12 protein-coding genes are annotated in these 13,554 nt (G+C 44.3%); 8 read left to right on the forward strand and 4 right to left on the reverse strand.

The window, feature by feature from the left end:
- Positions 1-33: 33 nt before the first annotated feature.
- From KJ365_RS05525 to KJ365_RS05545, 5 genes are all read left to right on the forward strand, one after another.
- Positions 34-2,844 (forward strand): TonB-dependent receptor, encoded by a 2,811-nt coding sequence (locus KJ365_RS05525; protein ID WP_214450634.1) that lies wholly within the window; start codon positions 34-36, stop codon positions 2,842-2,844.
- A 109-nt stretch (positions 2,845-2,953) separates the two neighbouring features.
- Positions 2,954-4,450, forward strand: coding sequence for a tryptophan halogenase family protein (locus tag KJ365_RS05530; protein WP_214450635.1), 1,497 nt, complete (start codon positions 2,954-2,956; stop codon positions 4,448-4,450).
- Positions 4,450-5,994, forward strand: a complete 1,545-nt coding sequence (locus KJ365_RS05535) for a tryptophan halogenase family protein (protein ID WP_214450636.1) — start codon at positions 4,450-4,452, stop codon at positions 5,992-5,994. The genes KJ365_RS05530 and KJ365_RS05535 overlap by 1 nt, the downstream gene beginning before the upstream one ends.
- 81 nt (positions 5,995-6,075) lie before the next feature.
- Positions 6,076-7,707, forward strand: coding sequence for an alpha-glucosidase family protein (locus tag KJ365_RS05540; protein ID WP_214450637.1), 1,632 nt, complete (start codon positions 6,076-6,078; stop codon positions 7,705-7,707).
- Between the two features lie 75 nt (positions 7,708-7,782).
- A complete protein-coding gene (locus KJ365_RS05545) occupies positions 7,783-8,823 on the forward strand; it encodes a LacI family DNA-binding transcriptional regulator (protein ID WP_214450638.1) in 1,041 nt (346 codons plus the stop codon).
- Between the two features lie 10 nt (positions 8,824-8,833).
- Here KJ365_RS05545 and KJ365_RS05550 read toward each other — a convergent pair whose 3' ends face one another.
- Both KJ365_RS05550 and KJ365_RS05555 read right to left on the reverse strand, forming a co-directional pair.
- Complete coding sequence (locus KJ365_RS05550) at positions 8,834-9,766, reverse strand: hypothetical protein (protein WP_214450639.1); 933 nt, start codon at positions 9,764-9,766, stop codon at positions 8,834-8,836.
- Between the two features lie 16 nt (positions 9,767-9,782).
- Positions 9,783-10,106, reverse strand: coding sequence for a PadR family transcriptional regulator (locus tag KJ365_RS05555; RefSeq protein WP_214450640.1), 324 nt, complete (start codon positions 10,104-10,106; stop codon positions 9,783-9,785).
- 348 nt (positions 10,107-10,454) lie between these two features.
- Here KJ365_RS05555 and KJ365_RS05560 point away from each other — a divergent pair, with 348 nt between their 5' ends.
- Positions 10,455-10,661: a hypothetical protein gene (locus tag KJ365_RS05560; RefSeq protein ID WP_214450641.1), complete on the forward strand. Its 207-nt coding sequence runs from the start codon at positions 10,455-10,457 to the stop codon at positions 10,659-10,661.
- A gap of 71 nt (positions 10,662-10,732) precedes the next feature.
- Here the strand turns inward: KJ365_RS05560 and KJ365_RS05565 are convergent, their stop codons facing one another.
- Positions 10,733-11,896, reverse strand: a complete 1,164-nt coding sequence (locus KJ365_RS05565) for a methyltransferase (protein ID WP_214450642.1) — start codon at positions 11,894-11,896, stop codon at positions 10,733-10,735.
- A 59-nt stretch (positions 11,897-11,955) separates the two neighbouring features.
- On the opposite strand from KJ365_RS05565, the gene KJ365_RS05570 reads away from it, so the two are divergent.
- Positions 11,956-12,576, forward strand: a complete 621-nt coding sequence (locus KJ365_RS05570) for an alpha-ketoglutarate-dependent dioxygenase AlkB family protein (RefSeq protein WP_250884046.1) — start codon at positions 11,956-11,958, stop codon at positions 12,574-12,576.
- A gap of 15 nt (positions 12,577-12,591) precedes the next feature.
- Positions 12,592-12,906 (forward strand): BolA family protein, encoded by a 315-nt coding sequence (locus KJ365_RS05575; protein ID WP_214450643.1) that lies wholly within the window; start codon positions 12,592-12,594, stop codon positions 12,904-12,906.
- A gap of 16 nt (positions 12,907-12,922) precedes the next feature.
- On the opposite strand, the gene KJ365_RS05580 is transcribed toward KJ365_RS05575, so the two are convergent.
- Positions 12,923-13,516, reverse strand: a complete 594-nt coding sequence (locus tag KJ365_RS05580; protein WP_214450644.1) for a DUF502 domain-containing protein — start codon at positions 13,514-13,516, stop codon at positions 12,923-12,925.
- Positions 13,517-13,554 lie beyond the last annotated feature (38 nt).

Raw genomic sequence — 13,554 nt, forward strand, 5'->3', positions numbered from 1 at the left:
TAAATGCTTTGCGGCATACACAAAGGACACTCAATGAAACAATTCACACCCAACCTCATAAAGCTAGCGCTTATCAGCAGTGGTTTTGCTTTTTCTGCAGCAGCTTTAGCACAAGGCGCGCCTGCGGCTGAAGACGAAGATCAGGTAGAGCTTGAGATTATTCAAGTCTCAGGTATTCGTGGCAGCTTGATTCGTGCGCAAGCGATCAAAATGGATAACACGTCGTTTGTTGAAGCGCTATCTGCTGAAGACATCGGTAAACTTCCTGATACCAGTATTGCTGAATCATTAGCGCGCTTACCTGGTCTTGCCGGTGAACGCCGAAATGGTCGCAGCAGTGGCTTATCGGTACGTGGTTTTAACGAAAACTATGTAGCGACAAGTTTAAATGGTCGTGAGTTGCTTGGTATGGGTGACAACCGTGGTGTTGAATACGATTTATATCCATCAGAAATTGTCGCTAACGTATTAGTATACAAGTCACCAGAAGCTGGCCTTTTGAATCAAGGCATTGGTGGTACAGTTGATTTACAAACCATCAACCCGCTTGGAAAAGACCGCACTATTGTATTTAACGGTTCATTAGAAAAAAACGGCATGGAATCAGGTAACCCAGATTTTGATGACCAAGGCCACCGTTTTTCTTTAAACTTTGTTGATTCCTTTGCTGATGACACCCTAGGTGTTGCTGTAACTATCGCATCTATGGAATCTCCTAGCCAAGAAGAGCATTTCCGTAGCTGGGGTTACGCGACCGTTGATACCAATAGCCCTCGCCGAGCTGAAGATTCAGTAGTAGTGCCAGAAGGAACGGTAGTTACCGGTGGACATGATTCATTTGTGCGTTCAGGTTTATTAGAGCGTGATTCAGTCGCCGCCGTTATTCAATATGCACCTACAGATGACTTGATGATTAAGTTTGATGCCCTATACATCGACTTCCAAGAAGACAACGTTAAACGCGGTCTAGAAGAAGGCGGTGCAGTCTGGGGTGGTCAAGACCCTACTATCACTGGCGTTGAAAATGGTCTTGTTACTTCTGGCTTTATCGATGGCTTCCATTCAGTGGTGCGCAATGACGCATCAAGACAAGAGGCTGAGCTTTCGACTTTTGGTCTTAACGTCGAATATGAAATTAATGATACTTGGAGAGCAATGGCTGATATATCAACTGGCTCTGTTGATAAGACCATCACCGATATTGAAAGTTATTCTGGGGTTGGCCGTGCAGGTGTTGATGGACGCCCACTTACTCCGCGTTCATTCACAATGACAGATACCGGCGTTATGTATAGCGCTCACCCAACCCTTCCAGGCGTTGATTTGACCGATGAGAGCCTTATTCGTTTGGCGGGTCCTCAGGCTTGGGGTGCTCCAATCATTGGTAGCGATGCTCAAGACGGCTTTGTTAACCAACCTGAATTTGAAGAAGATTTAGATAGCTTCCGTTTACAAGTCAATGGCGATGTTGAATACGGTATGATTGTTGGCGTTGAGGCAGGAGTTGCTTACTCAGATCGTTCAAAATCAAAAGTTAATAATGGCGCTTATCTTACTGCTCCGGCTTATCCTGGCTCTGACCCTATTCCAAATGTATTAGGTGTAGCCGACTTAAGCTTTATTGGTATTGAAGGCGTTTTAGCTTACGACAGCTTAGGTTTATACAACAGCGGATACTACATCGCAACGGATGCTGGCTTAGTCCAAAACGACCGTTTAGGCGACACCTATACCGTTGAAGAAGAGCTAACCACATTGTGGGTTAGAGCTGACATAGATACCGAAGTAGGCGACATGTTCTTGCGCGGTAACTTTGGCTTACAAGCTGTTTCTGCCGACCAACAATCAACTGGATTTAGCACGGTAAGTGACGTAAATGGTCGCACAGTCGCTACGCCTGTCACCGGTGGTGATGACTACACTGATTTATTACCAAGCATGAACTTAGCGCTTGAAGTAGTCGAAAATCAGTTTGTTAGATTGGCCATGTCAAAGACTATTTCGCGTCCTCGTATGGATGATATGCGCCCGAACAATCAAGCGTCATTTGCATTCAACGACCAGCAAATCAACTCAGCGGATCCAGAAAGAAGCGCATGGTCGGGTAGTTCAGGTAACCCAGCCTTGCAGCCATATGAAGCAAACCAGTTTGATCTTGCTTATGAAAACTATTTTGCAGATAGCGGTTACTTCTCTTTGTCTTTCTTCTACAAAGATATTGTGAACTGGCACAGAACGCAGTCGAATGTTCAAGACTTCTCTGCGGTATATATTCCATCGTTGCATCAATCTACGACGGGCGCAGCACCTGCGACTTTCTTAGGTTTAGTGTCGCAAAATGAAGATGGGTTAGAAGGCTTTGTGCGTGGTTATGAGCTTCAAGCAAGCTTACCGTTTTCGATACTTTCTGACGCATTAGAGGGTTTTGGTGTATTTGCTAGTGCAACCTTCTTAGACGGTGAGTTTGAAGATACGCAAGGCAATATTACGCGCGTCCCAGGCTTGTCAGATGAGTCTTATCAGTTTACGGCCTTTTATGAAAAAGCTGGTTTTGAAGCGCGTGTATCAGCTCGTAAGCGTGATGAATTCTCAACTGAAGTGCGCGGCTTAAGCTTGGCATTGGTCGAAACCATTGACCAAGGCTCTACATTAGTCGATGCCCAAATCGGTTACGACTTTAGCGAGTCGGGCATTGAAGCGCTAGATGGACTGCGTATTACGCTACAAGCGCAAAACCTCACTGATGAAGAGACGGTTCAGGCGAACGACAGTGACCCACGTCAAATTCTTCAGTATCAGACCTTTGGTCGTAACTTCTTACTAGGCTTTAACTACCAGTTCTAAGGTAGTGATATAGCCAGTAAGAAACTCAAAGCCTGCGGTAAAGTTCGACGACACCGTAGGCTTTTTTGTGATAAGACTGACATTACAATAATCTTTATTGAAGAATGATATGGACAAAGCCATAAAAAAAATCGTTGTGTTAGGTGGCGGAACCGCTGGATGGTTATCGGCTGCTTTGCTCAAAAAAGTGATGGGCGGCGCTATTGAGGTAGAGCTGGTTGAATCTGAAGCCATCGGTACTGTAGGCGTAGGAGAAGCGACCATTCCCCCTATACGCTTGGTGAACCAGGTGTTGGGTATCAACGAAGCCGAATTCTTAAAAGAGACCAAGGCAACCATTAAGCTGGCGATTAAATTTGAGAACTGGCGCGTCCAAGGTGAATCCTACTACCATACATTTGGGGTGCCTGGTCGCTCTATGGCGTTTTGTCATTTTCATCATTTTTGGAAACGCGCAAAAACCCTTGGGTTAAACAATAGCCTATGGGACTACGACTTAAACTATTTATGCTGTGAAGCCGGCAAATTTGCACAAATTAATGCAAAAGACGCCGTCTTGGATATGCCCTATGCCTATCATTTTGATGCGTCGCTGTACGCGAAGTTTCTGCGTGGTTTTAGTGAAAAAATGGGCGTTACCCGCACGGAAGGTAAAGTCGATAAAGTACATCAAGACACCACTACTGGCTTTATCACAGGGTTTCGGCTCGACAATGGTAAGGAAATTACAGGTGACTTCTTTATAGATTGCTCGGGCTTTCGTGGCTTATTAATTCAGCAAGCACTTAACACAGGCTATGAGGACTGGACGCACTGGCTACCTTGTGACAGAGCTGTGGCCGTGCCCTCTGAGCGTCATGAGAATACCGTCCCTTATACACGTTCTATCGCGCACAAGGCAGGTTGGCAATGGCGTATTCCATTGCAGCACCGAAACGGCAACGGTTTAGTCTATAGCAGCGCACATTATTCTAAGCAAGAAGCTGAAGACCTTATTTTAAGTCAGTTAGATACAAAAGCGGTGGGTGAGCCCAACCATATTCAATTTAGAACAGGCAGACGCCGTCAACAATGGCATAAAAATGTGGTTAGCGTGGGTTTAGCCAGTGGCTTTTTAGAGCCTCTTGAATCTACCAGCATCCACCTGATTCAATCGGCCATAACGCGTTTGATTCAGCTGTTTCCTCACCAAGGGGTGAGTAAAGTCAATGTCGCTGAATACAATGAGCAATCACGCATTGAGTATGAGCAAATCAGAGACTTTATTATTTTGCACTACCACTTAAATGAGCGCGAAGATTCTGGTTTTTGGCGTGACCTGCGTAATATGGATATTCCTTCCTCGCTGAAACATAAAATGGAGTTGTTTGCCGAAACAGGTAAGTTGTTTAGAGAGCAAAACGATCTGTTTTTGGAAAGTTCATGGCTACAAGTCATGCTTGGGCAAGGCATTGAGCCGAAAGACTATCACCCATTGGCGAACAATATCGATGAGCAAAGACTCTTTGAGATGCTCAAACAAATGCAACAACTTAAGCAAGAGCCATTAAGCAAGCTGCCCTCGCACGATCAATTTTTAAGTAACATCATCGCGACGGCACCTTGATGAATTCAGCACAAACTAAACCTCAGTACTCTAAAGAACGCCCTATGCGCATTGTCATTGCCGGTGGGGGTACTGCAGGTTGGATGGCGGCAAATTTATTTGCAAAAAAATGGCTTGGAAGTCAAAGCGATGACCCTGCTCGCCCGCCAATAGAGATATGCTTAGTTGAGAGCCCTGTCATTGGCATCATTGGCGTAGGGGAAGGCTCAACGCCCAGTCTTAAACGCTTTTTTGAAATCATTGATGTACCTGAAAGTGAATGGATGCCGCGCTGTAATGCCACCTATAAAGTGAATATTAAATTTGCTGGGTGGAGCCCTGCATCAAATATAGAAAGCTATAGCCATCCATTTACCAGTCAAGTCGATACGTTTACCTACAAAGCATTTAACGTCAATTGTCGAACGCGTCGCTACGGTTTGGATACTCATGTCACTCCCGCCGATTTTTACTTAAATGGCGTGTTGGCAGCGCAACATCGACTCCCAATCGCGCCTGATAACTTTCCGTTTAAAGTCGAATATGGCTATCACTTTGATGCTTATTTGATGGGCAGTATGTTGTGTGACATGGGGACCAAGCGCGGTGTAAAACATATTCAAGGCAAGATTGTTGAAGTAGAGACTGCATCTAACGGTGATATTGGCGCATTGGTATTAGAAAACAATCAAAAAGTAGAGGGGGATTTATTTGTCGATTGTACCGGCTTTGCCTCGCTATTAATCGGTAAGACACTCAACACGCCTTTTGAATCATTTTCTGAGAATTTATTTAACGACTCGGCGGTTGTCGTGGCCACTGACAAACTCGAAACGCTGCCGCTTGAAACCCTGTCGACCGCACTGAGTTGCGGTTGGGCGTGGCGTATTCCTTTACAAAATAGAACCGGCAATGGCTATGTCTATAGTAGTAAATACATCACGCCTGAAAAGGCGTCGCAGGAATTGCTTGAGCATTTAGGGTTAGATCCTGCCACTGAAACTCGACATCTGAAAATGCGGGTTGGTCAAATGTCACAGCATTGGGTGAAAAATTGTTTAGCGGTTGGCTTATCTCAAGGATTCATTGAGCCGCTAGAGGCAACGGCCCTACATTTAGTGCAAATCACCTGCGAAGCCTTTATCGATCGCTTTGAAAAAGGGCAGTTTACCAACGCACACCAAAGGGCTTTTAATGAGGCTATGCATTTTAGGTTTGAGCGAGTGCGCGATTATATTGTGGCTCACTATAAGTTAAACACTCGTGATGATACGCAATATTGGCGGGATAACCGCAATAACGACGTTATGTCCAATCACCTCAAAAGCGTGATGAGCGTTTGGTATCAGAAGCAAGATATGGCGAGTGAAATTGAGCGCTTGAATTTACATCATCATTTTGACGTGAATTCGTGGAATGCCATTTTTGCAGGTTACGGTGTTTTTCCAGATATAGCGCCAAATCAACCGAATACAGGTGACCACTATTTAGAACAGAATATAGGAGATTTTCTGACCCGCTGCGCGAAGAATTTTCCAAAGTCAGAATCCATGCAGGCGCATTAATTCGCCTAAATATCAAAATTACAATATATGCAACAAGCGCGCTATGCACGGGTTTGTTGATGAGACACTAAAGGTAAAAAAATGAGTGAACAAATGTGGTGGCGTGGGGCTGTGATATATCAAATCTATCCCCGAAGCTTTAACGATAGCAATAATGATGGTATCGGCGACTTGCCTGGCATCATCGACAAGCTAGACTATATATCGAGTCTAGGCGTCGACGCTATTTGGATTTCACCATTTTTTAAATCACCGATGAAAGACTTCGGCTATGATATTAGCGACTATCGCGACATCGACCCGATTTTTGGAAACCTAGAGGATTTCGACAGGTTAATTGAAAAAGCACACAGTCTTAATATTAAGATCATGATTGATCAAGTGTTAAGCCACACATCAGACCAACATCAATGGTTTATCGAAAGTCGCGAAGACCAAGTTAATGATAAAGCCGATTGGTATGTATGGGCAGACGCAAAAGAAGACGGGACACCGCCTAACAACTGGTTGTCGATTTTTGGCGGCATGGCTTGGACTTGGGAGCCGCGACGTCAGCAGTATTACCTGCATAACTTTTTAAGTAGTCAGCCTGATCTTAACTTTCACAATCCTAGTGTGCGCCAAGCCGTATTAGATAATGTAGAGTTTTGGTTAAAGCGCGGTGTGGACGGCTTTCGATTAGATGCTATCAACTTTTGCTTTCACGATGCTCAGCTTCGCGACAACCCTGCAAAGCCAAAAGCGCTTCGTCAAAGCATTGGGTTTGATGAGAAAAACCCTTACGCTTATCAATATCACTATTTTAATAACACCCAAGATGAAAACCTTGCCTTTATTGAGTCTATTCGTGCATTGCTCGACCAATATCCAGGAACGGTCGCATTGGGCGAGATTTCGTCAGAAGATTCACTCAAAACAATGGCGGAATATACCCAAGGCAATAAGCGCCTGCACATGGGATACAGCTTCGATTTGCTTAACGATAACTTTACCGCCGCTTACATCAAAGAGGTAGTGACCTCCTTAGAATCTCGAGTTTCTGATGGATGGCCATGCTGGTCCATCAGTAATCATGATGTGCAAAGAGTGGTAAGTCGATGGGGAAGGGCCGGCAATCACGAAAGCTCGCCAGATTTTGCGAAAATGCTGTTTGCTATGATTGCTTCTTTGCGCGGTAGTGTATGTAGCTATCAAGGTGAAGAGCTTGGTTTGCCAGAGGGAGATATTGCTTATGAAGATATCCAAGACCCATATGGCATTGCATTTTGGCCGCAATTTAAAGGACGTGACGGGTGCAGAACGCCTCACCCGTGGGAGCACGATAAGGAATATTCCGGCTTTAGCACCAGCAAGCCTTGGCTACCCATGCTCGATTGTCATAAGAAGCTTGCTGTGAGCACGCAGGTTGATTGTGATGACTCGGTGCTTAACAGTTACAGAAACTTCACGCTGTGGAGAAAGCAGCACCCTGAGTTGCTTTATGGGGACATTGAATTTATAGATACCCAAGAGCCGATTTTGGCATTTATGCGAAAATATCAAGGTGTTGAAATGTTGGTATGCTTTAATTTAAGTGGGCAAACGCAACAAGTGCAACTACCTTCGCTATCGTCTTATGTCCCGCAATTAGGCCATAAGCTAGCGGGTGCCAATCAAAATAATGGATTGCTAAACTTACAGCCCTTCGGGAGTTTTTTTGGTAGTCGTGTCTAAAACGCAAAAGGTAGTGCTTGAATCACGAGGCACTACTGTGTATACATGAAACATCTAGGTAACTAAATGTGATTCATGAAAAGTAAAGCGACTTCGTTTGATATTGCGTATGCGGCAGGTGTTTCTCAATCTACCGTGTCGCGTGCGTTATCAGATAGTCCTTTGGTTAACCCCGAGACGCGGGCGAAAATCAAGCAAATTGCGGCAGACCTTAACTATAAAGTAGATAAAAACGCCAGTAACTTGCGTAAGCAAAAAAGTAAAACCCTCGCATTATTGCTTTTTGAAGACCCAACGCCTGACGATAGCTCCATCAACCCGTTTTTTATCAGCATGCTTGGCAGTATTACCAAAGCCACCGCCAAAGCCGGCTATGATCTATTAATTTCCTTTCAAAATTTAAGTGACGATTGGCATGCTGTTTACGAAGATAGCAACAAAGCCGACGGTTTAATCCTCTTAGGTTACGGAAACTATACCGATTATGAGCACAAGCTTGCTCAGTTAGAGGAGCAAGAAACCCACTTTTTAAGATGGGGAGCGCCTGACAAAAATCATCCTAATATTTCTATTGGTTCTAACAACCATGAAGGTGGAAGTATGATAGCGAAGCATTTGATATCGCTCGGTCACAAACGCTTTGCTTTTATTGGTGAAATTAATGCTGGCGCACCAGAGTTAAAAGCAAGGTATGACGGGTGTTTGAGCGCGTTGCATGAGATGGGACTAGAGGAAGGAATGCTCGCTCAAGTGGATGCTATTTCTACAGAAGCGGATGGCTATAAAAGTACAGTCTCGTTGCTAGATAAGTTCGATGGCGATAAGCAGCTTGATGCTATTGTATGCGCGTCCGACCTAATGGCAATTGGAGCAATACGAGCGATTAACGATCGCGGATTGAAGGTGCCTCAAGACATCGCTGTTGTCGGGTATGACAATATTCCAGCGAGCGGTTTTTCGACTCCTGGGATAACAACAGTCCAACAAAACACGATGCTAGCAGGTCAGCTTTTAGTCACCAACCTTCTCAAGCTCATTCATAATGAAGAGGTCAAAGACATCCTAATGCAGCCTGAGTTGGTGGTGCGCCGCTCCTGTGGCAACGCTTCCAATTAAATACTCCAACTTAAAGCCGTCTCCATTGCTTTATATACTTGATTACTAAGAGTGTAAGAATAATGGCTCCGATATACCATGCATAATCCAATATCGATGCCAGTATAGGCGTCAAATCACTGGCTTGTGAATTCGTAATGACAATCAGTTGTGGCTGCGTGGAGAGATAAAGCATGCCTGCTATGTACACAAAGTATTCCAAAATATAAGCGCCTAGCGTGAGCTTTGTCCAATATCTAAAAAATAGACGGTATACGGCACCCGCTAGGGAAATTGCAGCTACCACGGTCAAAATAATGCGCCAATGCTCCATATCACTGGAAAAACCTAAGATGAGCTTGTTGGCGACCTCAGGTGCCATCCACAGCGGCGTCCACATTATCAATAGGCCAAAGACGTTGGTAATGACTTCTGATATTGAGTCTGAACGGCTGTTCATTTCAACGTCTTCAGCTGGTAGTTCATAGGGCGACCATTTTTTACTTTGCCACTGACTGAGTTGACCATGCTTGCCTAAATAGTAAAAGGCCCATGTCACCGCAATAAGCAAAGGTGCGGCCAGGCTGACGAAATTACCCACAATTTGATACAAAAAGCTAAAAACGTTGATGCTTTGTTGCTCCACTAAATGGGTGCTACCCATTAACAGAGAAAACAAAAAAAGCACCATCGCAGAATGTGAAATAACTCTTTTGTAAAGTGGCATATCGTCACTGGCAACCAATGGCGACAGTGGTGCATATTGTAAAGCGGTGGTCTGTGGGTGGCCGTTTTCAATTAAGATTTTGGCAACCGTTTTATTATCTGCTTGAGATGGATTGCCAGAGGTTTTGGCCTCAATCTCATCGAGTAGATTGGCTCGCAGTTCGCGAATAATGTCGACTTTTTTATCTTCTGGTAATTCGCGTTCAACGGCTTTTAAGTATCTATTTATCATATCCATATCGTTGTTCCACCATTCATAAAATTGTATGTAAACTGCTGTTCATATTTCGCCAGTCTGCACTAAGCTGCTCTAGCACTTGGCTGCCTACTTCAGAGAGTTGGTAATATCTTCTTTCTCTGCCCTCTGCGTGCTTCCATTCACTATCAAGCAGACCCTGTTCGGCCAAACGTCTGATCAATGGGTAAAGCGTGCCTTCGTCGATATCGATGCCTGAGTCGATAAGGTGTTTGCGCAATGAGTAACCATATTGCGGCGTTTTGCTTGCCCCAAGCACCGCGAGTATCAATACTCCTCGGCGTAACTCTAATCTCAACTTGTTGAGTCGTTTTTCGTCCATTTTTGATTCCTGCGCATTATTTTATTGTGCGTATTTATACTATGCAGTGCATACTATGTATCACATAGTAGTGTATGCTAGGTAATACACAGTATAGAGTCAAGGAAAAATTTTAGCGCTTGTCGGTATGATGATTTGAAAACCCTTTGGGCGGCATAAAATGCTCGAATTTTTGATACTAAAGGACAGTAATTATGCTTTGGATATCATGCTAAACTACTTACGTTGTAGTTCGCATATCCCATGTTTATCCACTGTAAGTGTGCGCACTACAAATGAGCTTAAATTATGAGGCCGCAAACATCGTAGCCGCAACCGTTAATCTAAATAAGGATATTAGGAAGAACAATGAATCAATTCAAAGCGCTATTTACCGCACCACGAATTTTGGTGCTGATATTAGTTACTATAGCAACATATGCACTGGTGCTCAGATTAGAGCTTTCTTTAGCGTCAGAGCCATTAAGAATTGTTGCGCTGTACGTTGGTCACGCACTATTTTGGGCTGCGTTTTTTGTTCTGCGAGATACCAAGCTTAATAAACAAAATGATTGAGCCTATTGGCAGCTTTGACAATAACGACATGTTGCGCGAATTTGCAGGCATCTATAGATTGTATGCATTCACTACTGGTTTTGGAACACGCTCAAAATGATGAATTTTGGGTTGTTTGCGACGACTTTGCAGCCACCAAACAAGCGTTTTAGTTTTTCAGGATAGTCTAGGTGACGGTTTGCGACAATTCTAAGCTCGCCACCTGGTTTCAGCATTTTTTTTGCGTCGGTGAACATTTGCCAAGCGATATCGTCCATCACAACGTTTTGTTGATGAAAGGGCGGATTGCATAAAATTAAATCTGCTTTTGATGCATTGGCATCAATGAGTTGCTCTAAGCAATGACTCAACGTAAATTCAGCTCGCTGTTTAGCTTCTTCGCCTAATGCATTTTGTAAGGTTAGTTTGGCCGATTCAATGGCCATGAACGACTCGTCAACAAAGGTCACAGTCGCTTGCTCGTTTTGCTGTAAAAGCGATATGCCTAGTACACCATTCCCGCATCCTAAATCAATGCAGTGCCCGCTGGTATTGGGTAGATGCTTTAGAAGAAAGCGTGCGCCTATGTCTAGTTGCTCTCGGCAAAACACGTTTGCATGATTGTATAAGGTAAACGCAACGTTTGGATCGGTTACCAGCGTTGGGTAGGGCGATTGATAAACAGGGGCTTCGTTGTCGCTTGATGCAGCGGTAGCGAAGATTAATCGCGCTTTTTTGACGGCTAAGGATGTTTTGGTCTCACCTATGTATTTGCTAAACAAGGCGATGGCGTTTGATGTGACCATTTTCACCTTGGCGCCGCCGATAACTATCGTATTAGGACCTATGCAGTTTTGTAGGTCAATTAACTGCTGCTCTAATAACGCGAGGGTGCGTGGCACCTTAATGATCACCACATCAAAACACGTATCCTGCCCTGCGATATCCTGCGCTGAATAGGTTGAAATTGAAGGCAGTTTGTTGCGAGATAAGTTTTCTCTTATGCCGCAGTGCGCCATATATGAATCAGAAAAAACCGTTGGGTTGTATTGTGCCAAGGCGCAAGTGAGTGCGCCAAAGTCGTCATTGATGATGGCCATCGATAGGGGTGCGTCTAGCCCTAAAGCCTCAATATGATTGAGAATGTATTCATCAGCCGCATCCCATGCTTGTAAAGAAGACTTAGGATGTTGCTTTGGAAAGCGCACGAGTTCAATGCTTTGGTCATTGACAATGAATTGGGTATTGGTATTCAAGATAAGCACATATAAATGGTATACTTTGGCTATTGTATCACTGCTTTTGAGGGATGTACTTGTCTGGAGGGCAAAAAGCGTTATTTACTAGCGATTTTGAGCAATTACCAATGCCCAATGCGCAAGTATATCTGATTGAAAATTGGATAAAGCCAGCAACGGCAGATAAGCTTTTCATGCATTTTCACCGAGCGCTTGCATGGGAGCAGCCAAGTATACGTTTGTTTGGGAAAACGATGAAAGTGCCTAGATTGCAGGCGTGGTATGGTGATGCTGAGGCGGGCTATACCTATTCAGGCCTAAAAATGGAACCCTTACCTTGGGAGCCTCAGCTAGCAAAATTGAAGTCGTATTGCGAGCAGACTTGCAGTACATCCTTTAATTCTGTATTGGCCAATTTGTATCGTAACGGAAGCGATTCAATGGGGCTGCACGCAGATGATGAACCCGAACTTGGTCGCCACCCGGTTATTGCATCGGTCAGTTTTGGGCAAACGCGCCGCTTTGATTTCAAACATAAACAGACGAAAGAAAAAGTGAGCGTTGACTTGAATCACGGCTCCTTGCTCATTATGCGAGGAGAAACACAAGACTATTGGCAGCACGGAATAAATAAAACGAAGCGCATTGATAAAGCACGACTAAACTTTACCTTTCGTTTTGTACATCCATCATATTAGCTAAAGAGGCAAAGCATGCTTGTTCAAAAGGCGATTGAAACCAAACTACAAGACCTATCTCCATCTTACCTTTTGGTAGAAAATGAAAGTCATATGCACTCAGTCCCTGAAAATTCTGAGACGCACTTTAAAGTGACCTTGGTCACCGAACAATTTGATGGCTTAAGGTTATTGCAACGACACCGTAAGATTAATCAGCTACTGGCAGATGAACTGGCAGGCCCGGTACATGCGCTTGCGCTTCATACCTACACACAAGATGAATGGGTAAATAAGCACGGAGCGGTTCCAGATTCTCCAAACTGTTTGGGTGGTTCAAAGCAGCCCTAGCATGTAAAAAAGTGGGCTAGCTAGGCTTACTCGTTGTGTTTGAGCTCTGAATAGAGCTGCCGCCAGTCACTGCAATGCGCATGGCGGTCTCTACGTCGATATCCAGTTCGGTTATTTTATCTTTTGGTACATATAGCGTGTAACCCCCTATTTGGTAACTTAGGGGAAGATACACGGGGACTTTTTCTTGTTCTGGGAACAATTTCGACGCGACTTCTACATTGGTAACAAAACCCACCACGTGCACATCTGGCGAGACCTCTACCGTAACTGGCTTGCGAACTTCTTTTTCCTTACTCGCTTTAAACAGGTGCACGGCATCTTGAATGGCACCATAGAGCGTTTTGACAAGCGGCAAGCGCTCCATAAATCGGTCGCTATATTCCAAAATTGAGCGCACGATATAGGCATTGACTACTATGCCAATCCCAGCCAAGGCTAAAAGGGTAGTGACAATACCTAATCCCGGAAAATAAAAGCTTGAAGAAAAGTAGGGCGATAGCGTACTTTCAATACTGGTGGTTAGCCAGTACAGAAGATATACGGTCAATGCCAAGGGCAAAATGGTGATCAGGCCTTTGAAGATAAGTAATAAAAACTTGTTCAACATAGCCAAAGGGCCTCATTTGTCATTGAATAACGGTGTAG

The sequence above is a fragment of the Glaciecola sp. XM2 genome (assembly GCF_018595715.1).
GTDB lineage: Bacteria > Pseudomonadota > Gammaproteobacteria > Enterobacterales > Alteromonadaceae > Glaciecola.